General features: G+C 61.2%; 22 protein-coding genes. 4 read left to right on the forward strand and 18 right to left on the reverse strand.

Annotated features, from left to right (window positions below; genetic code table 11):
• From G518_RS0117935 to G518_RS40470, 13 genes are all read right to left on the reverse strand, one after another.
• Positions 1 to 2,520, reverse strand: coding sequence for a TraC family protein (locus G518_RS0117935; protein WP_028603735.1), 2,520 nt, complete (start codon positions 2,518 to 2,520; stop codon positions 1 to 3).
• Between the two features lie 61 nt (positions 2,521 to 2,581).
• Complete coding sequence (locus tag G518_RS38600) at positions 2,582 to 2,962, reverse strand: TrbC/VirB2 family protein (protein ID WP_051236970.1); 381 nt, start codon at positions 2,960 to 2,962, stop codon at positions 2,582 to 2,584.
• A 31-nt stretch (positions 2,963 to 2,993) separates the two neighbouring features.
• A complete protein-coding gene (locus G518_RS38605; RefSeq protein ID WP_051236971.1) occupies positions 2,994 to 3,611 on the reverse strand; it encodes a TraV family lipoprotein in 618 nt (205 codons plus the stop codon).
• A 20-nt stretch (positions 3,612 to 3,631) separates the two neighbouring features.
• Positions 3,632 to 4,888 (reverse strand): TraB/VirB10 family protein, encoded by a 1,257-nt coding sequence (locus G518_RS0117950; RefSeq protein ID WP_028603736.1) that lies wholly within the window; start codon positions 4,886 to 4,888, stop codon positions 3,632 to 3,634.
• A gap of 2 nt (positions 4,889 to 4,890) precedes the next feature.
• Entirely contained in the window at positions 4,891 to 5,673 is a 783-nt protein-coding gene (locus G518_RS0117955) for a TraK domain-containing protein (protein WP_028603737.1), read from the reverse strand.
• A gap of 19 nt (positions 5,674 to 5,692) precedes the next feature.
• Positions 5,693 to 6,559, reverse strand: coding sequence for a TraE/TraK family type IV conjugative transfer system protein (locus G518_RS0117960; RefSeq protein WP_028603738.1), 867 nt, complete (start codon positions 6,557 to 6,559; stop codon positions 5,693 to 5,695).
• Positions 6,556 to 6,855, reverse strand: coding sequence for a type IV conjugative transfer system protein TraL (gene traL, locus G518_RS0117965; protein WP_028603739.1), 300 nt, complete (start codon positions 6,853 to 6,855; stop codon positions 6,556 to 6,558). Before traL ends, G518_RS0117960 begins: the two co-directional genes overlap by 4 nt.
• Positions 6,852 to 7,448, reverse strand: a complete 597-nt coding sequence (locus G518_RS38610) for an OmpA family protein (RefSeq protein WP_028603740.1) — start codon at positions 7,446 to 7,448, stop codon at positions 6,852 to 6,854. The genes traL and G518_RS38610 overlap by 4 nt, the downstream gene beginning before the upstream one ends.
• A gap of 410 nt (positions 7,449 to 7,858) precedes the next feature.
• Positions 7,859 to 8,557 (reverse strand): thioredoxin domain-containing protein, encoded by a 699-nt coding sequence (locus tag G518_RS0117980; RefSeq protein WP_028603742.1) that lies wholly within the window; start codon positions 8,555 to 8,557, stop codon positions 7,859 to 7,861.
• A 12-nt stretch (positions 8,558 to 8,569) separates the two neighbouring features.
• Entirely contained in the window at positions 8,570 to 9,904 is a 1,335-nt protein-coding gene (locus G518_RS35715) for a GspE/PulE family protein (protein WP_051236973.1), read from the reverse strand.
• A 13-nt stretch (positions 9,905 to 9,917) separates the two neighbouring features.
• Positions 9,918 to 10,334: a hypothetical protein gene (locus G518_RS0117990; protein WP_028603743.1), complete on the reverse strand. Its 417-nt coding sequence runs from the start codon at positions 10,332 to 10,334 to the stop codon at positions 9,918 to 9,920.
• Positions 10,335 to 10,348: 14 nt separating this feature from the next.
• Positions 10,349 to 11,143 carry a lytic transglycosylase domain-containing protein gene (locus tag G518_RS38615; RefSeq protein WP_051236976.1) on the reverse strand — a complete coding sequence of 265 codons (795 nt, stop codon included), beginning with the start codon at positions 11,141 to 11,143 and terminating at the stop codon, positions 10,349 to 10,351.
• 53 nt (positions 11,144 to 11,196) lie between these two features.
• Complete coding sequence (locus G518_RS40470; RefSeq protein ID WP_028603744.1) at positions 11,197 to 11,535, reverse strand: hypothetical protein; 339 nt, start codon at positions 11,533 to 11,535, stop codon at positions 11,197 to 11,199.
• On the opposite strand from G518_RS40470, the gene G518_RS0118005 reads away from it, so the two are divergent.
• Positions 11,534 to 11,809 carry a hypothetical protein gene (locus G518_RS0118005; protein ID WP_028603745.1) on the forward strand — a complete coding sequence of 92 codons (276 nt, stop codon included), beginning with the start codon at positions 11,534 to 11,536 and terminating at the stop codon, positions 11,807 to 11,809. The two genes, G518_RS40470 and G518_RS0118005, sit on opposite strands and share 2 nt — an antisense overlap.
• Positions 11,810 to 11,854: 45 nt before the next feature.
• On the opposite strand, the gene G518_RS0118010 is transcribed toward G518_RS0118005, so the two are convergent.
• Genes G518_RS0118010 through G518_RS0118025 form a run of 4 tightly spaced genes read right to left on the reverse strand, consistent with a single transcriptional unit; the run spans position 11,855 to position 19,917 of the window.
• Positions 11,855 to 15,034: a conjugal transfer protein TraG N-terminal domain-containing protein gene (locus G518_RS0118010; protein ID WP_028603746.1), complete on the reverse strand. Its 3,180-nt coding sequence runs from the start codon at positions 15,032 to 15,034 to the stop codon at positions 11,855 to 11,857.
• A gap of 23 nt (positions 15,035 to 15,057) precedes the next feature.
• On the reverse strand, positions 15,058 to 16,512 hold the full coding sequence (locus G518_RS0118015) for a conjugal transfer protein TraH (protein ID WP_028603747.1): 1,455 nt from the start codon (positions 16,510 to 16,512) through the stop codon (positions 15,058 to 15,060).
• 19 nt (positions 16,513 to 16,531) lie between these two features.
• Positions 16,532 to 17,575 (reverse strand): conjugal transfer protein TraF, encoded by a 1,044-nt coding sequence (traF, locus tag G518_RS0118020; protein ID WP_028603748.1) that lies wholly within the window; start codon positions 17,573 to 17,575, stop codon positions 16,532 to 16,534.
• Positions 17,576 to 17,577: 2 nt separating this feature from the next.
• On the reverse strand, positions 17,578 to 19,917 hold the full coding sequence (locus tag G518_RS0118025; RefSeq protein ID WP_028603749.1) for an ATP-dependent DNA helicase: 2,340 nt from the start codon (positions 19,915 to 19,917) through the stop codon (positions 17,578 to 17,580).
• Between the two features lie 222 nt (positions 19,918 to 20,139).
• On the opposite strand from G518_RS0118025, the gene G518_RS0118030 reads away from it, so the two are divergent.
• The 3 genes from G518_RS0118030 to G518_RS0118040 all read left to right on the forward strand — a co-directional run bounded on the left by G518_RS0118030 (position 20,140) and on the right by G518_RS0118040 (position 22,940).
• The gene (locus G518_RS0118030; protein ID WP_028603750.1) at positions 20,140 to 22,047 is read left to right on the forward strand and encodes a DNA cytosine methyltransferase; all 1,908 of its coding nucleotides are present in this window, start codon (positions 20,140 to 20,142) and stop codon (positions 22,045 to 22,047) included.
• 290 nt (positions 22,048 to 22,337) lie between these two features.
• Positions 22,338 to 22,619 carry a hypothetical protein gene (locus G518_RS0118035; RefSeq protein WP_028603751.1) on the forward strand — a complete coding sequence of 94 codons (282 nt, stop codon included), beginning with the start codon at positions 22,338 to 22,340 and terminating at the stop codon, positions 22,617 to 22,619.
• Positions 22,620 to 22,697: 78 nt separating this feature from the next.
• Complete coding sequence (locus tag G518_RS0118040) at positions 22,698 to 22,940, forward strand: hypothetical protein (RefSeq protein WP_028603752.1); 243 nt, start codon at positions 22,698 to 22,700, stop codon at positions 22,938 to 22,940.
• 63 nt (positions 22,941 to 23,003) lie between these two features.
• On the opposite strand, the gene G518_RS35730 is transcribed toward G518_RS0118040, so the two are convergent.
• Positions 23,004 to 24,860: a type IV secretory system conjugative DNA transfer family protein gene (locus G518_RS35730; protein ID WP_051236978.1), complete on the reverse strand. Its 1,857-nt coding sequence runs from the start codon at positions 24,858 to 24,860 to the stop codon at positions 23,004 to 23,006.
• Between the last annotated feature and the right edge of the window lies 1 nt (position 24,861).

The raw sequence follows: 24,861 nt of genomic DNA on the forward strand, positions 1-24,861 counted from the left end.
TCAGGCCTCGTCGGTGGCCAGCGAATAGCGCTCGATGAGTTCGTGCAGCTCGTGAGGCGTGGCACCTTTGCGGAGTGCTTTCATCACCTCGTGGAAGGCTGGGCCTTCGGTGGTGAAGAGCGCTTGGTTGTAGGCGCCTTCAACCAGGCGCGCGATCCCCGAACCACCAGGTGTGAAGACGGCAATTTCCGAGTACTGCCCCTTGACTGTGTGGACCTGGCGCGCGATGGAACGCTGGTAGGCGTTCAGGTTCAGCCACTCATTGCGCTCCGCGGCATTTAAGGTCTCAGCCGTTTGGTGCATGAGCAGCTTGCTCGGGCAGTTCGCCATGATGGTCTCGCCATCCTTGGTGTGATTGAACATCTGAGAAAGGCTTTGCAGAACGAGACCGATCGAGCCGGCCTCCTTTCGCACCTGCGAATACGCCTCGCTCATGAACCCCGCGAAGCCTGGATCGGTTCGCAAACGCTCGCCAGCTTCCTCGACGATCAGCATGCGCTTTCGGCCATCTCGCGCGAGATACATCTCCTGCTTGATTGCATTGACCAGCTGCATGAGCACTACGGCCTGGAGGTGCGGGTTCGTCTTCAGGTCGGAAAGTTCGAGCACGGTCCAAGAGGCGTCAGCTCGGAAATTGTTGGCCCCTTTGAACCAACTGCCATAGGAGCCGATTGGCCCAAAAGGCATCAGCAGCTTTGCAAGATCGAGTGCGCGGCCGCTACGGTCTTTTTCTGGCGTCTGGTTGTTTAGATACTGGATCAGATCCCCAATCTCCATGTCCGGGCCTTTGTGGCTCCAGCAGGACTTGATCGCCTCCATGAAGATGGCGGCATCCATGGCCTTGAGCTTGTCGTCGGGCTCCACCATCTTGCCCAGCAGCGCGATGATCATGGACATCTCGTCGTCGATGTCTTGCACCTTGGTGAAGGGGTTGAGACTGACCTTGCTCTCGCGGTGCAGGCTCAGAACCTCGCCGCCAGAGATCATGCATGCCCGAGCGCTAGAGCCACCGCTGTCGATGTTCCAGACTTTGCAGCCCAAGCTGACGTAGTCCATCTGGAGGCGCTGCAGCAAAAAAGACTTGCCCGAGCCGGAATCGGCGATGACCGCCCAGTTGAAGTTTGGGTTTTCAGGCGCATAGAAATCCAAACCGAAGGCGCGACCGCGGCGAGTCGACAGCAACACGGCCGCCCCGCTTCCCTGCCATTCGTCCAGAACCGGGAGAAACTGTGCAGCGTGCGTACCGCTCATGGTTTTGTAGCGGTGGGTCTGGAGGATGCTGGTCGGCGACGGTGACAACGGCAATTGGTTGAAGAAGCTGACCCCCACCAGATAACGCTCCTGGCGCATGCGCCAGCCGAGCGAGTTGTAGTAGGGGATGATCCGAGCCGTCGCGCCATGGATCTCGTTGCGCGATCGGTTGAACAGTGTCAGCGTAGTGCCGACTTCGACCGGCGCATCGCCGTCAGCAATTGACCGACCCATGAGAGCGAAGCCTTCGTATTTGTGGCGTAGACTTTCGCTCCACCGCAACATCGGGCCAAAGGCCTGCCGGTCCGTGATCACCTGGCCCTTGCGAATCTTCTGCTCTTTGATCATCGCGTCGGGGTAGTGGATCGTCGTGCACAGGGCGTAGGGCATGCCGATCTGTGGTCCGGTACCACTCGGGTCTCCGGTCATCTCGAACATCTCGGCCAAAGACGCCGACTTGGGGTAGGAGTCGATCGCCAGCATGCCGCACCAGAGTCGCTGGTGCTTTTCGTTGTCGGCGAAGCCGCTCAGATGCAGGTAGCGGTTGGTCTTGTCGGTCCACTTGATGTGGGATCCAGGCGGCATGATCTGGTCGCACAACTGCTCTTGGGGATCCCAGCGCCAGTCCCAGTCGCCGTACACGTCGAAGTACCGGCGCATGATGGCAAGGTACTCTGCGGTCTCCACCGGGTAGGACTGAATACCTGCAGTTTGAAGCTGCGACATAAGCCGCGCGCGCATGATTTTGAAGTCTTCAATCTCGCGCTGGATCTGGTCGAGTTCTTTCTGGGTGCCCAGGAATTCCTTGATGGTCAGCGGAATCTTGAGGGTCCAGTAGCTGTTAGTCTCCGTGAGGCGAACGTCGGAGCTCGGGACCACGCGATCGCGGGTGAAATCCAGGAATGCTTGAGCGCGGGAGCGTGTCGAGTCGATGCAAAAGTCGCGCGAGTTATCGCTGTCGGTATTGTGCTGCTGTTCGGCTATGTCGCGCAGCTTGGTGTATTGGTGGACGGTCTGCTCCAAATTCGGTGAACCGAACTGGATGATCTGCATGATGGTCCCGGCGGGGTACTTTTCATTGCAGACCGTGTTGAGCGCGATCTGGGTTTGATCGGAAGCGCCCGAGAGAGCGTTGAAGCGAAGCAGTGACCCGATCGCCATCTCTTCCTCGAAGAAGAGGACATCCTTGCCGTCGCTCGCCGAGACGGTGAGGTATTCGCTGATCTCATCCTTGCGGATCAGCTCGCCAATTGTTCCGAGTATGTTCATGGGCGTGCGGGTGCAGTGGTGGTAGGACCCCCCGCGAGCGCGCCCGTGGGGGGTAGGGCGCTTAGAAAATCGCGGTGAACCAGCTTTCCAGCACGTCCGGGCCGTAGATGGCAACGATGGCCACGGCGAAGGCGATGCCGACGGCCATGAACCGCCCACTGAGCAGCGAGATGACCGCAACGATCAAGGCAATCACGGCGATCATCAAACCGCCAGAGCCCTTCAAGATCCCCACAAGCCAGTCCACGATCGCGCGGAAAGTGCTGTCGCTGCCAGCGTGTGCCGCTTCAGGGATTAGCAGCATGGCCAGTGCGACGATCATCATCAGACCAATCGCGGCGCGAGCAGCCCAGCGGCGCAACTGTTCCTTGCGCTTAGCTGGATCCAGGTTGTTTTTTTCGGCCGGGAGTTGGCCCATGGGGTTGAGGGTGAGTGCTGTCATGGAAGCTCCTTGGGGTTAAAAAGAATGCACATCAGTTGGCCAGGGGCGCCGGCAACAGCGGCGCCGGCTTGGCTGGTGCGGCGGGGGCCGCAGGAGTTGTTGCGACAGGCGCAGCTGCCTGCGCTGGCTTGGCTTGCAGCGGCTTGGTTTGGGGCGATGCTGAGGCTCCTTCCTTGACGCGCAGAGGCGTCATACGACGTGGGGACATGGTTTTGGATGCCGACTCGTTGACATTCCACTGACGCGGCGTGATTTCAGTGAAAAGCAGGGACGGGTAATTCAGGTCACCTCGCTCGTCGACCCAGGAATTCACCCAGATTCGCATGACCTTGGCGCCGGTGCGCACCGGCAACGGATGGTTGATGACCCCACCGCGCATGTCCACATCGAAGTTGTCGAATGGCTGAGGCGAGTTGCCGACCGCAGCGCCGCCGGCACCGCCTTCACCGCGGACCCGCGCGCCATACATCGAATCGCCAGGCTGGAAATTGTTGGTGCGCTCGAACACGGTGCGAGAGTCCGTGCAAGGCATTCCCTCGCCGGCTGGGCAGGTGAGTCCGGACTCGCCGATGTTCATGGAGCTGGCGCAGCCCGTGAGGGTGATGACGGCCGTCGCGGCCAGTGCGAAGAAAGGGCGTTGAAAGTTCATGGTCGGTTCCTTGAAACGGTTCAGTGCGGGAGTTCCAGGCCATTCACGAGTTGGATGTTTCCTTCACGGCCGGGGGAGATCTCAATGACCGGGAACGTCTCTTTGGCGTACTCCGCATAGATGTTCGAGATCTTGTCCATCACGTTGTTGAAGCCGCTGCTCGCTTGGGCCGCGGCGATGGTTTCCGGGTTCTGGCTGCTGCCGGTGTTGACCACGACGTTGTTGCTGCCCTGATTCATGCGTGAGGCGTAGACCGGAGCTGTGGCTGCAACGACGTTGCCGAGGGTGCTGATGGCGCCGGTCTTGAGCAGCTGTGCAATGACCTCGCCGGTCTTGCTCACCAGGCGACCGCGAACACCGGGTTTGCCGTCTTCGCCTGTGATGTAGCCCTTCATGTCGGCTTCCATGGCCATGCCATCCGTGCGAACGCAGCTGATCTTTTCGGTGCGGAGGATCGCGCGCTCGTCGGCCATCTGCCCATAGCCTGAGACGGTCACAAAGCAGTCGGTGAGGTCTGCGGTGTAGCCGTTGGGCAGAATGACATCGCCACGGACACGCAGCAGCGCCGGCATCGGATCCTTGGTACCGCTCTGGTTGGTCGGCGCATTCATGCCGGACAACATCACGTAGGGCAGCAGCGTCCCTGGTGGCAGGTACATGCCGGCCTGGCCGATCTTGCTACGCGACTTGCCTGCGCCAGTCGGCGTGACTCTGGTGCCGGCGGCCATGGACGCAGGCGCTTCAGGTGGCGTGGCACCTGGAAGGCTGTCGGTCAGACTGCGAAAGCGTGGGCCCTTTGGCTCTTGCACTTCGGGCACGCCAGCGCCGGCGCCGGAACCGTCAAGCGGTGCCGTTGTGGGCAGGGGCGCTGTGTCGCCTGGCGTCGACGCATTGGTCGGCGGAGGCGGCAGGTGCTGGTTGGCCTTGGCGATCTCTTCCGCGATGAGCGACCGAACCTTCTCTGCGTTGAAATCCCCGCCTTCGCCTGGTGCGGGTTGCGTGAGTTTCATCTGTTCGAGGCGACTCTTCATGTCGGCGAGAGATCTGTTCTGGGCCTGCAACGCATCCATCACGTCCTGCGACGTGAGGGAGCGTGTTTGCGGCGTCACCAGGGTGGTCTGGTTGTTCGACGTGTCGGGCTTTGTCATCAGCGGCCTGTTGCCGGTGAGCACCATGAATCCGAGGGCGGCGACGATCACGAGAAGGATCGCCGTATTGCGCTTCTTCTTCGAGTCCATGTGCGCCCAGTTGCGCTTGATATTCGTGAGGGCGGCCATGTTCAGTTGCCTCCACGTTTGGTCATGATGAGCACGTCCGTGGACTGGTTCGGCTGCAGCGACAGATTCGGGTAAATGGTCACAGCCGCAACGTCCTTGTCGCCGAAGAACTCTTCGGTGAGGGTCTGCGTTGTAGAGCTGCCGTTGGTGATGCGGAAGCGATAGATGTCGTGCGAGGAGCTGGCATACAGCTCCACCGGCTTCGCGGTAAGGCCGTTGGTCAGAGCCATCTTGCTGGCCAGCGGCCGCACCGTGTATCCGCGAGGGTTACGGCCCTGAACAATGTCGCGCAGCACATCGCGCATACGGTTCACGAAGCCTGACCCGTGACCATCGCTGTCGCTGTCCACAGCGCCCTTGCCGGCCACCTGCATGACGATGGTCTGGGACTGCATCCCCGGCCGGGGTTGGAGCGTCAGCGACACCGGCGTCGCCGTTGGATTCGATTTGTCGACGATCGAGATCCAGAATGGGCGCTTCTTCGTTGCCGAGACGATGATCACGTTGCCGTTGCGACCCAAGTCATAGCCCACCCCATCGCCGACTACGTTAGGGTCAGCAAACGGGGTCAGGATCATGTTGGGCTGATCGGCGGACACGGGGACCGAGCGGTTCTCACCGTATCGCGTGACGACGTTCTGCAGGCCAGACTCAGCCTGGACCTCGATGCTCTTGTTGACGTTGAGACGCCCAAGGCCTGCCGAGGTGGGTTGTGCGGATGCGCCGGCCATGGCTGAGGCCAGCAGCAGCGCAAGCGATGTCGGTTGAATAGCGCTTCGTCGCATGAAAATGACTCCCGTGGTTTTAGAGGCGATCAGCCGATGAAAGGGTGGAATCAGGCTGATTGCCGTTACGCGCGGCAGCAGCTGGCGGGCGGCTCGCGCCGTCAGAAGGAGCGCCTTCGACGGAGGCGTCCGTAGGCGACGGAGGTGCCACGAGAGCGGGCGCAGCTGATGCCGATGCACCGCCGGCGGGCGCGTCGGCCGCCGCGTCGTCGCTGCCACTCAGCTGAGGCGTGAGTTGGTCAGGTCGATTGGCTTGCTGCGCCTTGAATGCGGCCGCGGCGCTGGGGAAGCGCTGTGCCCAGGCAATGGTGTGGGCAGGACCCCGGTAACTGGTGATGTTCGTCACCTTCGGCACACCGGACTGGATCTTGATGTCCATCTCGTAGGTGACTTCCATCTGAGACAAAGGCAGGGCCTTGTTGTCCCGGTAGACGGAGGTCTTCTGTGTGCCCTGAACGAAGGTCTTGTTCGTGCTGGGCTCGTAGATGGCCAACTTGGGTGAGAACTGGTTGACAGCCGCGTACTGCTGGTAGTTCGGATCCAGGCGGATCGAGTTGAGATGGCTCTTGACCGGAAGCCAGGCTTCCCGCGTGAAATAGGGCTCCAGTACGGTTCCGGTTGATTCCGCTTCGCCAGGTGTGACCGATCCGACCTGGCTCGAAACGAAGACCCCCCAGCCCTTGTAGTACGCCTCGTTCGCGCTCCGCGTTGCGATCTCAGTCTTTTCGGTCATTCCGGCAGGCAGGATTACCAGGCGCTCTCGCATCTGGTTGATCTTGAGTTGCTGCATGGTGGCCAGAATGACCACGGCCACCAGGCCGACGGCCAATATTTGGTTTTGGCTAAGCGACTGCTTCAGCTTGCCAGCGAAGAAATTGAGTTTCATTTGGTGAAGCTCCGCAGGAGGCCGTTGGAGAAGCGCTTGTTCAAACCCATGACGCCGGCGTTGTAGAAGATGTGCTGGAGCGCGCCAGGCAAGCTGCCGCGCTTGTGCTTCATGTAGACCCACGAGAAGAAGATGCCGACGGCGATGCCGCCGGTGACCATCCAGGTCGAACCTGTGAGCTTGCGCAGGAAGAGACCTGCAGCCCAGCAGATGAAGAACGGCATGATTTCGTCGACCTCAAGCCAAAAGACCTGGGCAGGGTTGTCGAGCTTCTGGGGGATCTGTTCGGTTTTCATTCGGTTTCCTTCCACATCTCAGCGCGGCGAGACTTCTGCAGGGTCGGTTCGGGTTGGCGTGACCCGTGCCAGGTCACATTGCCCACCAAGGTGCCGCGCGCGCGCAAGTAGTCGGCAACCGCGTTGGCGCGGCGCTCACTCAGTGGGTCGTTGATGCGATCAGGGCCGCGCACATCGGCATGGCCAGACACGATCGAGAGGCGATGTGACTCGGGCAGCTCATCGAGGGCTTTGCGTGCCTTGGGAGTCAGGACTGCGGAGTTCGTCCCGAAATAGACGGTGCCCAGCAGGACGGCTTCGGTGCGTGGGCGGGGAAATACTTGCGTGCCAACTGCTGGCGTGATGGAGATCTCGTCGTCCTGCCAGATGAAAACGGCGTCCGGGGGGAGCATGTCGGAGCGGCCTCGCCAGTAGTAAGTGCCTTCCCCTTCGGCGTACACCGCCATCTGATCTTGGGTGTAACTTACAAGCGTTACCAACTCTGCTCGCTCGATGCCCAATTCCCTGGCTGGAGGCGGTGTCGTGTTGCATCCAGCCAAGGCCAACGCGATCAAGGCGGCACTTGAAAATCCCAGGTTGCGGCGTGTCGGCATCTACCATTCCTACGGGTTACGATTGCAATCATTATACGGATAACCGCACCCAGGATTGCAAGTATTAGACACCCGGCGAGTAAATGCCTTGTGGTCACGTAGATGCTGTGGCTCTTTGCTCGAAGCGTTTGGAAAGCGGCGTCGGACCAGCCGAGGTAGGCCACGGCCGAAGCCTTACCGAAACAGCTTTCTCCAGCCTTGTTGAAGGTGAACGTGTCGCGAATGGATGCCCAGACGGGGTGCCGAACATCGAAGCTGATCAGGTTGTTCTCGGCGGCCGTCGGATCACCGCCATCGGAGCACGATGGCTTCGGCTGAAGAACGAAGGTCGCGATGCAAATGGCCGTCGCGATCAGGATTCCGACGACGGATGCAAACGGCCGATAGAACCTCGCCGACATTGAAGGCACTCAGATCGTCAGATCGCCGCCCTGGATGGCGGTCGTGACGAGCACGTTGAGCAGCGCAACCAGGTCCTGGCTCTTTCCGCTGGTGAAACCCGGATTGGTGGTCCAACGACCGGCCACACCGAAGGTAGGGGTGACGGTGACGCGGTACCGGCCTGCCAGGCGCAGGCCTCGCATCACCCTGTCACGGGTTCGAGGGGAATTGATGGCGGACACCACAGCTTCGCGCTTGAGGCCCAGTTTGGGCAGGACGCTGAGATAGCCAGCGGCCGTTGGATTGGCGCTCTGGCCTACCTGGTACGCGAACTGGGAATAGGCTTCGAGCTGCTTGGGGGCGATTTCGCGCACGGCATAGTGCGCAAAGATGGATGCTCGGGTCGCGTCGTTGTCTTCGCCCAATGGGATCGTCACCAGTTTCATTGGCGAAGGAAGCGTCTGCGCCCACGTCACGATCGGGGCATGCAAGCTCGCGCAGAACGGGCATGTGTACTGCATGAACATGAACAGGCGATCTTTGTCCTCTTCGAATCGACCGATCTCAATGAACGGCTTGATCGTTGGGACGGCGGTTCTTGGGCCCTGACCGCTTTGGTCGGCGCTGGCATTTGGCACCGGCGTTTGAGCATTAACCAAGAAAGGCGGGAACGTGCCCATCGCGGCCAAGGCGGCGAGCAGGGTGCGGCGGGATTGACGTGGGTTCATGCTGGGAAAGCCTCAGTAGCGTTGGACGAGATATAGGGCCTCGTGGAAGTCCAGTCGACCATTTGCGGACAGTCCCAGCGCTGCTTGCGTCAGCGTCTCGTACTGGGGTTGAGCGCTCAATGCCGACGCCATGAGCTCGGGATCGTTCGTGATAATTGCCCTGGCCACATCGGGCGTGTTCTCGGCAAACTCGAACACGGGCACGCGACCCGCGTACCCTCTGCCAGTACTCCCGTTCTGGCAGAGCTCGCATCCTTCGTGGTTGACGACGTGGAAGCGACTGGTGCCCATGTGCTCGACGGGAAATTCGTGCTCAGCAACGCGCCGCAGCTCATCCTCGGTGGGCGTGTAGGGCAGCGCACAAGTGCAGAGACGGCGTGCGAGCCTTTGCGAGAAAAAGCCGCGCAGGGCTTCGGCCATGGTGTAGCGTTCGACGCCCAGGCCAACCAAACGGGTGATCGCGACAGCGGCCGAGTTCGCGTGCAACGTGCTCAAGAGCAGGTGGCCTGTGTTGGCCGCGTTGACCGCGACGTTGGCAGTTTCATCATCTCGAATCTCACCGACTAGGATGATGTCTGGATCCTGGCGCAGAAACGACCTCAGCACCCGCGGGAACGGCCGATGGAAGTTGACTTCGACCTGGTTCGCGCCTGGCAGGCGGTACTCGACTGGATCCTCGGCCGTGACGATGTGACGCGAAGGCGAGTTGAGGTGGTTTAGACAGGCGTACAGAGTCGTGGTTTTACCGGAGCCCGTCGGGCCACACACCAGCAGCATTCCCTCGGGAGACTCCAATAGCCTCAGAAGGACTTCCCTCATGCTGTCGGTCATGAGGATGTCGTTTAGCTGCTTGCCAGCGTTCGATGAATCCAGTATCCGGAGCACGATGGATTGGCCCATCTTGGTGGGCATGATCGAGACCCGAACGTCGATAAGGCGAGGCGCCTGACCACCGACCTCCGCTTGAAAGAAAAAGGAGCCGTCGAGTGGCTTCTCGCGATCGTTGATGTTGAGCCGACACCGCGCGCGGATCTTCCTGTCAATTTCCATCCCTGCGTCTCGTGACAGCAGAAACTCTTGCTGCAACTCCGTGCCTTGGCCACGAAGCCGAACCGCGCACCCGCGCTCGGTGTTCGCCAGGTGAATGTCGGATGCCTTGACGTGGGCAGCGTAAGGAAAGATCCAGTTGAGGAATTTCACTACCTCCTCGTCACCGCGGTCGGTGTTGATGAATTTGTCCAGCTCCCCCAGGTCGAAGAGCTTGTCTCCACGCTGGTACAGCGGTTCAAACTCTTCAAAGCGATTGATAGGCGTCAGATCGATCGCTTGCAGATCGGGTGCGTTCATCGGTCAAGGCTCCTTAAAGCGCGTCGGGTTGACTCATGCCGGGCGGCACGATGGGCCTGGCGGTTTTAGGAGGCGCGGCAGGTGCGGACGCACCCAGAGCACCGGATGCGGCCGCCGATCCGGCCGGCATCGGCGCTCCCTGTGCCGGCGCCGCTCCGACACTGGTATCGCCCTGCCACAGACCTACCGAAGCCAAAATGGAAGGCGCGATGCGCGAACGGCAGCTGGACCCCACATTGGTGGAGGTGTGCTTGCTGATGGACTCGCCCGTGGACTCGTCGATGGCTTTGGTCGATGCACCGAACACACGCACGATGACCTCGAACGGCGCGCACATGTTGCGGGCGCGAATTTCGTTCTCCTGCGGCGCCACGATCAGGAAGGCCCAGATCACGAGCAGTGCGGCGAAGAATCCTTGAATAGCGTTCATGCCATGTCCTTTGGCTACTGCAGGTACTGAAACCGACCAACGTGGGTGACAGACTGCTGGAATCGATTGACCTTTGTTGGGTGTGATCCGGGCGCCTGCGCGGCCGGCTGATGCTGTGCGACGGTGCGCTGCTGCGGAAGCTGAGGAGCAACGGTCGGCGCAGCGGTCACAGCCTTGACCAGGTGGACCGACGTGTTCACCAGTTGAGGTTGAGGTGCACCCGTGGGCGCCGGCGGCAATGCCACAGGCACGGACACTTTTGAATGCAGCTGCTCCGAATGCTTGAATCGGGCGTAAAGCGTGAGGACCTGTGCCACATAGGACTGGGTCTCGGGGTACGGCGGGATTTGATTCCCGTACTTCGCAACCGCGCCAGGACCTGCGTTGTACGCCGCGATCGTCAGCTTCCAGTCGCGAAAGCGGAAGTACATGTCCCGCACGTACTGAGCGCCGGCCATGGCATTGGCGCCAGGCACGGCGAGGTTGGATGGATGAACCCCCAATTGGGTGCCGGTGGCGGGCATGATCTGGAGCAAGCCGGTCGCGCCCTTGGGCGAGACTGCATTGGCTTTGAATCTGGATTCAACAGCTGCCATGGCCTTGATGAGCGAAGGATCCAATCCCTTGGCTCTGGCCGCGTTCTCCAGGTGTTCGTTGTACCGCCAGAAGTTCTCGATCATGGACTTGCACGCGGGGCGGTCGACCTTGCCGGATAGGCAGCGGTCAACGTAGGTCACATCTGCGGAGGCAGCTTGGTGGACCAAAAAAGCAACGGGCAGCAAAGCCAGGCGGCGCACGGTAGTCAACATACTTGCAATTACGTGATTGCAAAGATTGTATGATGCGAGCGACGCTTGATCTATTAATCTGACTTGATTACACGACTTGGGCGCTTCGCATTCTTGAACTTCCCGTCCAGGTATGCGATAAGTTGATCCTTCGACATGCCTTTGCATTCTTCGAGTTCATCCGGCCTCAAGCGGCCGAGGGCTCGGAAGATGTCGGTGCCAAGCTGCAGCTCCTGCGCGGACGCACCCGAACGCTTTGATCGGAGCTGCCAGCGTCTCTCCCTCATGTCGAGGTAGAGATTCATGAGGAACGAGGCGACGAGTCGGAGAATCGCGAAGAAAATGACGAGTGCCAGTAAAAAAACCAGGAGAGCGCGTACTAGCTGTCCTGGATCTTGAGTGAGGTCTGCCATGAATGCCAAAAAAATGCTTCTCCGGTTTTTGATCGGAAACGGAACCTATGACCGCCTGGTGCGTATGAACGTGATCCAGGAAGCGGGCGTTGCGGGCCGGCGCTCTCCTGGCCAAAAGGCGCCGAACGTGCGCGCTGTCGATCTGTTTGAAGACTCCGTCCGGTACCTGAACAGGGATGAAACGGTACCTGATCACCTGCGCCTGCAAGTGCTGGGTGAACTGCCTCGCTACAGCCCGGTAGACCTCAATCTCGGGTATCCCACCCAGACGTGAAGCTAGCCCTAGCTAGCCTCACTCAATAGCCAGCTTTGCTGGCTATTACTTTTTGGGCTTTGTGAATTGACGGATCGATTCAACTGCTCCATTAACCGCGCCTTGAACTTCGCGAACGGCCCCATCTACCGCGCGACCTCCAACTCCACCAGGGTCACCGATCCGGACACCTGGAGGTGAGTCTGGCTCGTGAACCGGGCGCAACTGCTGAGTAGACTTGCTCGCGGCCCGCGATGCTTGTGCACCCCGCTCAGCGGAAACGTCACCTCGGCCTTGGTCAAGGAGAGACTGCATGCTTCCTTGGTGGCCGCCCCGTGGCGCCGGAATGTTGGCTGCGCTGCCGCCCGGTTGGTTGGTGTTGACGTGCTGAGCTTTGAGATCTGCCGCAGGGCCAACTGCAGCCGCTGAGCTCTCAAACGGCGTTTGGCCAGCCATCTTGTCCATTGCGGAATGGGCGCCGTAGAGGCCCGCGTTCTGAGATGCAGCTTTCTGGATTGTCTCCCACTTTCCAGCGACCGAAGATTCATGACTTCCGCCGATCTTGGCAACCTCGGAGATAGCGGCTGAGGCCGCAGCGCGGTTGGCGGATCCGTCCGCCCCGGTTTGGTACGCGCCGAATAGCTTCTGCGTGAATGAGCTAGGGTTATTCTGAGCCTCGCGAAGCGATGCGCCCAGCTCAGGACTGATGCTGGAAGCGGCATTGATAACTGCGCCCAGCTCTCCGCTCGATGCGCCATAAGCGACGGCTCTTTGCGCGTCTGCACCACTGAGGCTTGTCCTGGCGTCCATCCCAGACGAATTAGACAGAGAGTGAGTGAATGCTTCCTGCCGAGACAGAGCTGTCATGTACTTGTTGGTGTCTGACGTAGACGAGGTAAGAGTCCGAATCGCACTGCTGATCGCCGCACTGGAATAGCCGGAAGTGTCAGCAGTCGTGACGGTGGTTCCTGTGCTGCCGCCTTCTGAAGTAGATGACCCGGATGTTCCGGTGGTGGTTCGAATAGCGGCGTTGACTTTTCCTTCGCCCAAACCGTTGCTCCCTGAGGCGCCCAAGCTCGCCTTTGCGCCCTTGCCTCCGGCACCAAGTTCCCCCCCAATCTGTGCACCAACCTGCGCGCTTGCAGACTTGGTATGGGAATATTGACCAGCATCTGCAACCTGGTTGGAATCGGAGAAGTCATACGTCTTGGTGACTCCGTCGTCGTGCCTGAGCGTGACCATTTTTCCGCTCATGCTTTGGAACTGGGATCCGGTGGCCTTGGCGAACGCGTTTACCTCACTTTCCGCGTGCTCTTTTGCCGCCGAAACCTGCTGTGCCAGCTGCGTAGCTTGCTGCTGCTGTTCAGCCGAGCTGTACTTGAAGTCGATGGAGTTGCCGGCAGCTGCTGCAGCGCCTTGAGTCGCAGCAACAGCGTCCGAGCCGATGGCTGCGTCACGCGCTCCTGCCGCGATGTCGTTACTCGATCCAACTACTCCAGATGAATCCAGCTTGGGCGCCAGCCGGTCCTCGTTGAAGTTGTCAGGCATGTTCATGCGTTGTGCGACACCCACCAGGCCGTAGATTGATCCGCTGATGATGGCGAGCGTAATCATCGGCACCATCGAGAGCAGCGTGCTGGCCGATGCCAGCATGTTCGTGGTGGAGAAGATGAAGTCGTTGAGCCCACCCGGCAACAGGAGGGACGGAATCTTGAAGGCTCCGCCGGAAGTCAGCGCGTCCGACTGCGCGGCAGCTGCGATGCGTTCGACCTGGTTGGTGTAGTTGTGCAGCATGTACGCGCTGATGGCACCCGCAGTGGGGAGCCAGCTGTTGATCCACGCTGCGAAAAGCAGGTACGCTCCCCAGATCTTGAGCCCGGCGACACCCATGATCACGCCCACCATGAGAATGATCGGCGACAGGATGACGTAGATGTAGAGCAGGGCATTCATGGCGTGTGACATGAAGGCGCTGAAAACGCTTGCTTCGCCGGCTGCGTTCACTGCGCCGCGCGCAATGGCTTCAGATGAGCTGTAGGTGGCTTGATTGCACTCAGACGAGTTTCGGGTGCCACAGGCGGCCATGACCCGCGAAAATACGGCGTTGGCCATGGTGTTGGCGGCCGTCACCGCGGTCTGGTTCTCGAACGCTCGGGCCATCTGGGCAGGGTTCCCGTTTGCGCCAGTCATGATGGTTTCGAGATCTTGCTCGGTTTTCGCTGTGCTCGTTGACGAGCTTGCTCCAGTCAACTCCAGCAACTGGCTCACGACGCCGTCCAGCTCTTTCTGAATCTGCTTGGCCCGCTCAGTGGCTCCTTTGTTGATGCCCATGGCTTCACCCATGCCACTGCTTGTGACAATAGATCGGGCCATCGGAGATGACATCGTGGCCGCTTCATTTACGACGAATGCCTGCATCTGAGCAAACACCGTGCGCAGCGCGGTCGCGCATGGCACATCAAAGTTTTTGTAGCCATCCGACGTCTTGACCTTGATGCGAACGCTGCCTGAGACGCCAGGCCCTTGATCCAGCATGTTCAGCGCGCCGTTGAGGCCACCTTCGTTAACCATCGCCATGCGCCCTTCGATGCCATCGCAAGTTGAGATCGTGCGGATGTTCTGCAGGATGACTGGGGGAAGCGCGAGCTTCTGCACTCGCAACATCGTCTTGAGAGGTGAGAAGTAGCCTTCCAGGCCCTTCTCGGCGAAGCCACCGTCGTCGGCCGCGCCACCTGGCGTGGTTGACCAGGTGTCGTAACGCATGGTCAGCTCTTTGAAAACAAAGGAGGTGATGCCTAGCGGGTAGGCGACGCCAATTGGGACGTTGTCCACCGCTTCGAAGGGCGTTGCGCCGCCGGCGCTACCGCCGTTCACGTCGAAGTACGAGGCGGTGTAAACGGTGGTCCTGGGCATGAACAGCACCATGCCGAACACCAGGGTGAGGAACCAGGCGGAGAAGCCCATCTTCATGCGCCCCACACCGATGGCGATGAAGAAGAACAGACTGACCATGGAGGCCAGCAGCAGCAGCTGGCCCATGAAGGAGTCCCCTATGGCACCGCCGCCATTGAAGAAGCTGGCCACAGCGTTGAAAGCTGAGGCCAACACCTTGTAGTCGCCCAAGGTATAGACCGTGGTCAGGTGCGAATCACCAGGGATCGTGGTTGGTACGGGACCATCTGCGAGTGCCGATCCTGCACCGAGCGCAGCTGCTGCGCCAAGCAATAGGCGGTGTTTGTAGGCCATGAGGGTTGTCCTATAGGTCTTGATCAGGTCGGCTGGTCATTGCGCTGAGCCAGGATGAAGGCGGACACGAGGTTGGCGATCCGCGCATCCAGGGCAGCGCCTGTGGCGCCGGCGGTGCGCATCTCGTTCTGGCGTTCCAGGATTGCCCGCTCCTGCGCCTCCGACAATGGAGCCACCTTTTTGTCGCCTACGCTGCCGGGGCGGTGTGCCATTCGCATGGTGCGGACCAGCGCTTCCAGCTGCTGCGACGCCACGACATCGGCCAGCACGTCCGCGATCTTGTTCGCGGCGTCCATGCCGGTCACGGTGTCGGAGCCAGCGATGTTCCAGAGCGGCCGCAGGGCGCTGGGGACCACCGCCATCAGGCGCTGCTGCACGTCGTTGAGTGCTACATCGCCTGTCTTGTTCTGCGTGCCGGTGATGGCCAGGATCGAGCCGCCTTTGATCTCGTTGATGGTCAGGCCGTCGCCCACTTGCTCGCCTGCCAGCTGACGCACGATGCCGCGCTTGATGCCGTTGAAGGTGAACGACTTGGGCTCGATGTGCTGGCAGTCGTTCGAGCCGAAGCTCAGCAGCGAGCTGGCGCAGGCGTTGATCTTTTGCGCACCTTCGTCGCCTGAGCGACCGTTCTTCAGGTCGTTGTAGCTGAGCAGCGGCTGATAGACCTTGTCCTCGCGCGGGTTCGAGCCAGAGCCGCCTTGATCGGTAGTGGGCGTCACTGCGAACCCAAACAGGTTCATCATCAGCTCGATCGCGTTCTGCTGCCCGCCCAGCAGGGCCTCGTCCAGGCCTTCGGCTGCGCCGCTGGTGGCCAGCGAGTTGACCAGGCTGTTGCCGTAGGCGGTGGATTTGTCTTGTGCGGCACCACGGTTGGCGTTCGGGCTGGTGAAGACGCGGGTCATGGCCTCGTAGATGTCGTTCACCGAGTTGGTGGTGACCGCTGCCTCTTGCTCATACTTCTGCGCCTTCTCTTCGTCATTGAAGAGGTTCGCCGCGGCACCCAGAGCGATGGTCTTGCCGATCTGGCAGGTGTTCATTGCGCCGCTGTTGAGCTGACTCATGAGCGTCTGGAACTTCGAGACGTAGTTCGCGCAAGGCGGGCAGATCGCTTCGATCGCCATCTGCACGGCATACCCCCCAGCACTCGCGATGATCGAACGCAGCACCCCGGACAAGGCCTCCGCGGACATCATGCTGAAGGAGCCCAGGTACATGTCGATGCCGGAGCAGCCTGCATGGAAGCGCGGCGCATCGACGCTGAGCAGGTTGAAGTTGCGCACCGGCACGCGCACCTGCAGGCCGCCGAGGTAGCCACCAATCGAGCCGCTGGGCCCGCCCATGGCCGGCCGGGTGTAATTCCACATGGCATCCATCGAATCCGTGGCCGACCAGACTGGTGCGGTGACGCAAGCCGCAGCAAGTGCCAAGGGGGTGATGGCCTTGCGCAGGCGGCGGGACGTGTGTGACAGCGTTTTCATGGTGCGAGCCTTCCTTTGTTCAGCGTTTTGTGGAGGTGTCGTAGGTACCGTAGATGGCCGAATTCATGATCTCCACGAGCTGACGTGGGTCGCTTGTGTCGGCCTTCTGTGTTTGCAGCTTGTTGATGTCGGCAGGGGTGAGGATTCCGCGCTCCTGCATGCGGGCCACATCGACCAACTCGGGCGGTGCGATGTTCATGGAGATAGCCGCGGTGACGATCTTCTTTTCCAGGGCTGCGCGTGCGAGCGCGCCGTGCGCGACGATCGTCACGTTGCGCGGTGGACTGACCAGCAAAATCGCGGGCGTGATCTGCACACCGAGAGTCTTGGAGCGCTCACCGCGCGGATCCGGCCAGAAAGTGGTCATCCCTTTGAGCGGCTTGCCGTCAACCGAGATGTAGCGGATGGGCCAGTTGTATTCCTTGACCATGTCCTGCAGGGTGTCGTACTGCGTGTGGCAGAAGCTGCACGTCGAATCGAACACAAACCAGATGCCCGTCTTTGGCGCGATGGTCTTCAGGATCTCCTTGCGCGCAGCATCCACCTGGAACAGTGCCGACGCGCGTGCGGCCGCAGCGATTGGGAAGCGCGCCTCTTCGTTGAGCATCGGGTCAGCTGCCACAACGCGTTCGACGGCGTTGCCATAGTTCGTGGCCATGTCCAGCATCAACCGTTCGGCGTACTTGTAGGCGCGCACGTTCTCATCGCTGGGGTTGTTGATGGCGTTCTCGTGCAGGATGGGCAGCTTCTCCTTCAGCCATGACACGCTGAATGGGTTGGCCAGCTTGGCGGGCGCGAGGATCGAAGAAGCCGCTGGCGCCGGGTTGGGCGCGAAGACCACGGACGTTGGCTGCGAAGCCACCTGCGCAGGCTTGGGCGGTGGCGGCGGGTTCTGGTCGCGGTAGAAGAACCAGCCTGTGTTGCGGTTCTTGTTCACGTACTGCGATTCGTTCGACAACACTTGCGCAATGGCGCCGGCGGCCGCGGCCAGGCAGAGCCCACCGGCCGCCAGTCGGGCGCCCAGACTGGGCCAGAACTTGGACGCGATCTTTGTGTGGGCCATGGTCAATTCGAAATGAGTTGGAGTGCCGTGACGCGCTCCACCAACCCACTCAGTCGAGCGGGTTGCGGACGGCGGAGGATGTTGGCCAGCACCGAGGGGTTACCGATCACGGTGAGGTGAGCACGGGCCCTTGAGTACGCTGTGAAAACGATGCCGCGGTGCACGAAGCTCGGCGAGCCGTTGATGCACAGGAAGACGACGCGCCGGTACTCACTGCCCTGCGCGGAGTGCACGGTCATGGCGTAGGCCAGATCCAAATTGGCCAGGTGCTCTGCTGGAAAAGGGACGTGGGTCCCGTCGTCGAGAGCGAGGACCAGGTGCTCAAGGCGCCCCGTGTCAGAGCGCGTGGCCACGCGTTCGATGCTGCCGGTGTCACCGTTGACGACCTGGCGAAACTTGTCCCCCTTCTCCTCGGGAATGCGGATCAAGATGTTCTTGCGGATGATGATCCGATCGCCTACGCGAAGCGGCGCACCTGGCACCTTCAAGCCGTCTGGATTGAAGCGCTCGCGCAGCCGTTGATTGAGGTAAGTGGTGTTCCAACCCGGCGTGTCCGATTTACCCTTGCGGCGAGCAACCAACAGGCACACGCTGGCCAGGCCGCCCTCCAGTCCTTCGGCTGCTTTGGCGTAGTAGGTAATGACCGCATCGACTGTTTGTTCGGTTGCCTCCGGCAGCTCCGGGATGAATCGAACGTCCTCGCGGTTGGCGGTGTCCGACTCGCCGGCAGCGGCGCGGTTGACGACCTCCAGGATGCCGCCTTGGTTGCGATGCACCTTCGACAGGCGGTGATGGTCGAAGGGGAGGCTGAGGAGGTCGGCCAAGCAGTTGCCAGGACTCACAGACGGCAGCTGCTGCGTATCACCCAGCAGCACCAGGTGCGTGTCCATTGGCGTTGCTTGCAGCAGCGCATCCAGCAGCAGCAGATCCAGCATCGAGGACTCGTCGATGACCAGCACCTTGAAGCCCAGCAGATTGTTCGCGTTGTGCTCGAACCCGTCCTCGTTGACTCCCAGCGTGGCGTGGATGGTGCGCGCCGTGGCGTTGATTCGCGCGATCCGCGCGCCCAGTACCTTGGCCGCTTTGCCCGTGGGCGCGGCGAACCCATAGTCGGTTGAGCGCGTATTGCGCGTGGCCAGCACCTGCACCAGCACTTCCATGATCGCTGTCTTGCCGCAGCCTGGCCCGGCCGTCACCGTGTGCACGGTGCGTGTGCTGGACAGGATGGCCAGAACAGCTTGCTGCTGACTGGGGTCAAGGCTGAACCCCATGCCTTTTTCTGCATCGCGGATCAGCCTTCCGAGCTCATCTCTGGACAAATCCAGCATGGGCGGGCAGACGCGCATGCGAGCTGCCAGGGACGCGGCAACTCTTTTCTCGGCGAGAAACAGCGGGGTAGGGTAGTAGCGCTGCTCGCCGGCGCCCGAAGTCTCCAAGTGAATGGGTTCGCCGGACGCCAAAGCCGCGGCCACGGCTTGGTCGACGGTTACACGGGGGTCGACCAGTGAAATAGCCTGTGCGAGCTCGCGCTTGCGCAAATAGGTGTTGCCCTCTCGCGCGCAGCCTTCGTCAAGCGCGTAGGTGGTCAGCGCCGCCAGGCGGTAGGCGCTGTCACTTGCGATCTTGAGGGTGCGTGCGATCGCATCCGCAGTGGGGAAGCCGTAGCCCTCGGTGTCCCGCACCGGCGCATAGGGATTGGCAGCGAAGTGGTCCCAGGCCTGCTGAATCGGGTCGAGCAGCGAGCCGTGCTCAGGCTGCGGTACCGACGTGTACCGGGTCGCCAAGCTCTTGACGACACGGGGACTCATTCGTTCGATGCCAAGAAGATGCAGCGCGAAGAGGCGTTCGACCATCGCAGGGACATCGTCGACGGCCGTGAACTCCACAAGCAGTGACGTGACTTCCGTGAAGTCGATCTGATAGGGGTTGCGAATCAGCTGATCGCGCAGCATGGCAAGAGTCTTGCGTTCTTGGTGCAGGGCTACCAGCTTGCGGGCATTCGCATCGCCCACGTTTTTGAAACACCGAATGAGCAGCTTGCGAATCTCAATTGGGTCACTTGGCACAAAGTTGAGCGCGGACTGCACGTCGAGCTGCGACCCGTATGTGACGTGGTTCTTGAGGACACCAACAAATTCGTAGGTATGCCCTACGGTGAGGCCCGCGAGAGAGTTGCCGATCAATGACAGCTGTGCAGATCCGTCTATGGGCGCCACCGTGGCGCGCCCCCAACCTGAGGACAGCACGTTCAACGACAGCAATTCGGCCGCAACGGAGACGGCAGCGGCCGAGGCCTGCAGGCCTGGCAGCGTTGATTGGCGGTCTGGAGCGTTCTGCAACATTGATCTGCGGGGCGTGAAGCGCTTTTAGCGCTCTAATGTTTGCAATTATCGTCTAGGTTTTGCAATTATAGGTTGCGCTCCATTTACGAGAACTGGGTTATTCCCCGCCTATCAGGTGTTCGCGCGCGCGAAATGGCGGTGGTGGTGTAAATCCTTCAAAAAGTGCTTGCCTTGTTAGTTTGGTGCTACTAAAGTCTCATCGACTTTGGTACGACTAAACACATGCTGACACCTCAACTCATCCTCTCCCTCGGGGCAACCCTCGTTGTTGACTTGTTCGCCGGCGGCGGCGGCGCCAGCACGGGCATCGAGCAAGCGCTGGGCCGCCATGTCGACATCGCGATCAACCACGATGCGGTCGCCATCGCCATGCACGAGGTCAACCACCCTCAAACGCGCCATCTGTGCACGGACGTTTGGGACGTGTGTCCCCTGGAGGCCACGGGCGGCCGCCCGGTAGGCCTGCTGCACGCTTCTCCGGACTGCACCGACCACAGTCAGGCGAAGGGGGGTCAGCCGCGCAAACAGGCCATTCGTTCCCTGGCATGGGTGGTGCATCGCTGGGCGGGAAAGACACGGCCCACGCTCATCAGCGTCGAGAACGTCCCGCGCCAGACCAGCTGGGCCAGGCTCGTCGCCAAGCGCGACAAGGCGACCGGCCGCGTCGTGACGCTGGATGAGATCGTTGATCCGGTGACGCGCCGACGCAGTTTTCGGGTGGCCGACCCTGGCGAATACGTCCCGCGCCACCGCCAATACCTGGTGCCCGATCCGCGTGACAGCGGCTCGCAGTGGCGCCGGTTCGTCAAAGGCCTGGAGGACATGGGCTACGTGGTCGAGTGGCGAACCATCTGCAACGCGGACCTGGGCGCGCACAGCACGCGCACCCGCCTGTATGTGCTGGCGCGCTGTGATGGCCAGCCGATCGTCTGGCCGGCGCCCACGCACGCTAAGAAGCCCACCAAGGGCCTTCAACGACACCGCCCAGCCTCCGATTGCATCGACTGGTCCGTGCCAGGCCGGAGCATTTTTGACCGCCCCAAGCCGTTGGCCGATGCGTCTTTGAGACGCATTGCCTACGGAATAGACAAATACGTCTTGCGCAACCCCAACCCGTTCATCGTGCCCGCTACGCATCAATGCTCAAGCCACCGCACCCGTCCGGTCACCGATCCGCTGGCCACCGTCACGGGCGCCAACCGGGGCGAACTGATGCTGGTCACCCCCGCGCTGATCCCGGTCACTCACTCTCGTGACACGGCATGGGACCCTCAGGAGCCGTTGCGAACCATCACCACGGCCAAAGGCGGTGAAGTGGCCGTCTCGGCCGCCACCCTGGTCCAGCTGGGGTATGGCGAGCGACATGGCCAGGCGCCGCGGGCTCTGGACATCGATCGGCCGCTCGGCACGGTCGTCGCCGGCGGCCGTAAGCACGGCCTGGCCACAGCCTGTCTGGTTCAGGCCGGCCACGGCGAGGGCGCATCTGGCAAAGAGCGGCGCAGCTATGGCGCCAATGATGTGGCGGGCCCGATCGGGACCGTCACTGCCACGGGCAGCGGCGGCCACCGAGTCGCCACTGCCTTCATGGTTCAAGCGAATGGCGGCTTCAACGCAACGCCGGCGCGCGACCTCTTCGACAGCATGTCCGTGGTCACCACGTCAGGCAGTCAGCAGCAGCTGATACAAGCTCACCTGCAAGCCGTGGCCAACGATGAAAGCCCACGGTCGGAGATCAACTACAGAGACTTGAGCGAAGAAGATGAGCGCGATGCTCTGCGATGCGCTGCATTCTTGATGCGCTATCACGGCAGCGGCGGTCAGTGGTCAGATCTCAACGATCCGGCCACAACCATCACCACCCGCGACCGCCTGGCGCTGGTGACCGTGTGGCTGCGCGGCGAACCTTGGGTGATCGTCGACATCTGGCTGCGCATGCTGCTCCCGCGAGAGCTCTACAACGCTCAAGACTTCCCGGCGAGCTATGTCATCGACCGAACGTCCACCGGCCGGCTGCTGACGAAGACGGCCCAGATCCGCATGTGTGGCAACAGCGTTTCGCCAGTGCCGTTGCGCCAGATCATCGAAGCCAACTACAGCGACTATCAGCATCGCGAACGCGTCGCTGCGTAAGGGGGTTCCATGGGCGTTCGTAAAGGCCAAGGCTATGGGGTGCCCAAGCCTAAGCGGCTCATCTGTCCAGAGTGCGGCAAGAAAGGGGTCAAGCAGTGGTATGTGACGCCACGCGGCCTCTTTAGGGATTGCCAGTACTGCATGCACACCTGGGGCGAGCTGAGCTGGTCAATCGCGAAAGCCAGCACGAAGCGCCGGTCGGCAAACGGTGCAAACTGATGCAGCTTTCCAGCAAGTGCCGAATGCGCTTAGCCAGTCGATCATCATCAAGATGAATACAGGAGATTGAGATGGATGCACTGTATGAAATTCGACAGATCTGCGAATGGAAGCCGAGCGATGCCTTGGCACAGATCACCGCCATTGTGGATTCGGCGCGAGGCCCCGGCATGAGCGGCGGAGATGCCTCGTTCATGGCTGTGAACACGTACATGTTGAACGACGGCAGGAGTCAAGAGCCGATAGAATTTCTGCGGTGCTGGGCTTACGGGGACTTCGACCTCATTCGCCGAGAGTGGCCAGACGCACCCGCTGAGTGCTTCCTGGCTGAGGTCTTCCCAGAGCCGCGATGAGGTTGTCGACAAAGCGAAGGAAGAATGTGCTGATGGCCGCCAGGTCCATAGCGGGCGGCGCGCTAGGATAGTCAAGCTATGACGACGCCGGACAATGACCGCCCCCCACTGAAGCCTGACAGAACCGGCCGCCCCTTCAAGGACGGCGATCGACCCGTGGTGAAGAAGTCCGTTTCGCTGACCACGCCGCTGTACGAGGCCTTGCTGGAGCTCGGCGGTGGACGGCTGAGCTCCGGGATCGAATTGGCCTGTGCGTGGCTGCTGGAAGAGCGCAAAGGGCACAAGCCGGAGAGGAAAGCACCAGGTTCACGGAAGGGCTGACCGCGGACCTCGCTTTGTTGCGGGCTGGCGACCAACCGGCTTGGCACCGGGTAGGCGACGAGCTTATGGCGTGTTCTCGTAGCCGAACTCGTCGACGTTCTTCTCTTTGTCTTTGCGCTTGCCAACACGCGTCTTCACGGGCGTCGACACGAAGTCCTGCCACCGGCCGACCAGGTTCAAGCCAGGCGTTTTGACCTTGCGCTTGTGGTTGAGCTGTAGCGGACCCAGCTTGACGCGGCACTCCTTCGAGAGGCCGACGATGGGCACGACAATGTCGTAGATCTTGTTGCCCTCGTACTGCAGGATGGCCTCACCGATTGCCAGGCTGGTGAGCACGTCCGGCTCCACCAACGGCACTTCTTCCTCGCGCTCGCTGATGCCACCGGAGATGCCTTCTCCGCCCATTCGCTGCGGGCTGATCTGCACGTACTGGCTCGAAGTCGAGGAACTGGTGTTGGTGGTTTGGGTGCGTGCCACCCGGCGCGTCTTGCCGATGAGCTCGGAGGCCTTCTCGGCCGCCTGTGTGGTGCCGACCCGGAAGTACATCTTGGTGGTCGTGTTGCCGATCACCCGCTCCGCAAAATCGTCGCTGACGGCTGAGAACCCCGAGTCGGTCTGGATTGCCGGCAGGAGGAACACGCCGGCGGAGCGCGCCTGCTCGAACACGACGGCCCATGATTCGGTGACGTAGCTCGCGGCCTCGTCCAGGAACATCATGGACGGGATCGTCGGGCGGTCTTGCTTGTTGCGCTGCAGCCAGCTCAAGCTGGTGCGCACGTCGCCCATCAGGATCTTGCCGAAGTTGTTGGCCGCAACGTCTTTCCCCAGGGTCGGCAGCGCCACGTAGATGATCTGGTTGCCGCGAATGGCGTCGTAGATCTTGACCTCTGGATCGTAGTCGTTGAGCACGGTGCCGAAGCTGCCATTCCCGAAGGTGAACATCCGCCCTGCCAGCCCGCCCAGAACATCCTTCATCTTGGTCATGTTGATCTGACCAGCGAGAGGGTTGCGCGTATCGTTCAGCGGCACGCGGTAGCGATCGAGGAAGAGGTTGAGGTTGCGAAGCTCGGCGCAGTCCGGCGCGGCCGCCTCCACCTTTTGAACCAGCTCCTCCATGCTGAGAGCATTGGTCATCAGCACGGCCAGGTCGCTGAAGTTGTAGGCCAGGCGCGCGCGCTTGAGCGCGCTCAGGAAGATGACCAGGGCTTCGTTGGAAGACTGTTTGTAGAAGTCCGAGCCGGCGGATCCTTCGGTGGACGGGATCATCGACAGGATGCGCGCTGCCACCTCGTCAGGGTCACCGTACAGGATCGGGTTGTAGGTGTTGCTGAACTCGGCCTGGCCGGGGTTGATGACCCAGAACTCATGGCCGCGGCCGGCCCACTTCGCGAACTGGTAGAGCGATTCGATGTTGTCGATGTCCAGCTTGCCGTCGACGAACAGCACGCCGCCACCGCGCTGGATCTGCTGGAACATCATCTGGGAACCGGCGACGGTTTTACCCATACCCGACTGGCCCATGATCCACATGTGCCGAAACAGGTTAGGGTCGGGGATCATCACCGGCAGACCCTTGTCTGAGGTGTAGCCAATGAGCAGTCCGGGTGCGTCTGAGCCAGGTGCGATCGGTGGCTTTGACGACTCGACCGTGGCGCGGCTGTTCAGCAAGAAGTCCTTGTTCAGCAAGCGCGTGAACTGGCGCCCGATCACCGTGGCGCCCAGGCCGCTCAAGATGGCGGCCGGAAGGATGCCGGTGTACTGCACGATGGGAGGCGCGAGCGACAGCGCGCCAGTACCGAGAGCCAGCAGCGCGCCTGTTTCCATCGGGCCGCCGATCTTCATCTCGTACACCGATTTGAGCAGCCTCTTGCGATCCGGTGTGCGGTTCAAGTACCGCTCAATCACGCTCTTCTCGCTCATG

The organism is Ottowia thiooxydans DSM 14619, from assembly GCF_000422885.1.
Classification (GTDB): Bacteria; Pseudomonadota; Gammaproteobacteria; order Burkholderiales; family Burkholderiaceae_C; genus Ottowia; species Ottowia thiooxydans.

Excerpts from the sequence above, each read along its gene's own strand:
- G518_RS0117935 (WP_028603735.1), bottom strand. The coding sequence starts at position 2,520 with ATGAACATACTCGGAACAATTGGCGAGCTGATCCGCAAGGATGAGATC.
- G518_RS38600 (WP_051236970.1), bottom strand. The coding sequence starts at position 2,962 with ATGACAGCACTCACCCTCAACCCCATGGGCCAACTCCCGGCCGAAAAA.
- G518_RS38605 (WP_051236971.1), bottom strand. The coding sequence starts at position 3,611 with ATGAACTTTCAACGCCCTTTCTTCGCACTGGCCGCGACGGCCGTCATC.
- G518_RS0117950 (WP_028603736.1), bottom strand. The coding sequence starts at position 4,888 with ATGGCCGCCCTCACGAATATCAAGCGCAACTGGGCGCACATGGACTCG.
- G518_RS0117955 (WP_028603737.1), bottom strand. The coding sequence starts at position 5,673 with ATGCGACGAAGCGCTATTCAACCGACATCGCTTGCGCTGCTGCTGGCC.
- G518_RS0117960 (WP_028603738.1), bottom strand. The coding sequence starts at position 6,559 with ATGAAACTCAATTTCTTCGCTGGCAAGCTGAAGCAGTCGCTTAGCCAA.
- traL (WP_028603739.1), bottom strand. The coding sequence starts at position 6,855 with ATGAAAACCGAACAGATCCCCCAGAAGCTCGACAACCCTGCCCAGGTC.
- G518_RS38610 (WP_028603740.1), bottom strand. The coding sequence starts at position 7,448 with ATGCCGACACGCCGCAACCTGGGATTTTCAAGTGCCGCCTTGATCGCG.
- G518_RS0117980 (WP_028603742.1), bottom strand. The coding sequence starts at position 8,557 with ATGAACCCACGTCAATCCCGCCGCACCCTGCTCGCCGCCTTGGCCGCG.
- G518_RS35715 (WP_051236973.1), bottom strand. The coding sequence starts at position 9,904 with ATGAACGCACCCGATCTGCAAGCGATCGATCTGACGCCTATCAATCGC.
- G518_RS0117990 (WP_028603743.1), bottom strand. The coding sequence starts at position 10,334 with ATGAACGCTATTCAAGGATTCTTCGCCGCACTGCTCGTGATCTGGGCC.
- G518_RS38615 (WP_051236976.1), bottom strand. The coding sequence starts at position 11,143 with ATGTTGACTACCGTGCGCCGCCTGGCTTTGCTGCCCGTTGCTTTTTTG.
- G518_RS0118005 (WP_028603745.1), top strand. The coding sequence starts at position 11,534 with ATGAATGCCAAAAAAATGCTTCTCCGGTTTTTGATCGGAAACGGAACC.
- G518_RS40470 (WP_028603744.1), bottom strand. The coding sequence starts at position 11,535 with ATGGCAGACCTCACTCAAGATCCAGGACAGCTAGTACGCGCTCTCCTG.
- G518_RS0118010 (WP_028603746.1), bottom strand. The coding sequence starts at position 15,034 with ATGGCCTACAAACACCGCCTATTGCTTGGCGCAGCAGCTGCGCTCGGT.
- G518_RS0118015 (WP_028603747.1), bottom strand. The coding sequence starts at position 16,512 with ATGAAAACGCTGTCACACACGTCCCGCCGCCTGCGCAAGGCCATCACC.
- traF (WP_028603748.1), bottom strand. The coding sequence starts at position 17,575 with ATGGCCCACACAAAGATCGCGTCCAAGTTCTGGCCCAGTCTGGGCGCC.
- G518_RS0118025 (WP_028603749.1), bottom strand. The coding sequence starts at position 19,917 with ATGTTGCAGAACGCTCCAGACCGCCAATCAACGCTGCCAGGCCTGCAG.
- G518_RS0118030 (WP_028603750.1), top strand. The coding sequence starts at position 20,140 with ATGCTGACACCTCAACTCATCCTCTCCCTCGGGGCAACCCTCGTTGTT.
- G518_RS0118035 (WP_028603751.1), top strand. The coding sequence starts at position 22,338 with ATGGATGCACTGTATGAAATTCGACAGATCTGCGAATGGAAGCCGAGC.
- G518_RS0118040 (WP_028603752.1), top strand. The coding sequence starts at position 22,698 with ATGACGACGCCGGACAATGACCGCCCCCCACTGAAGCCTGACAGAACC.
- G518_RS35730 (WP_051236978.1), bottom strand. The coding sequence starts at position 24,860 with ATGAGCGAGAAGAGCGTGATTGAGCGGTACTTGAACCGCACACCGGAT.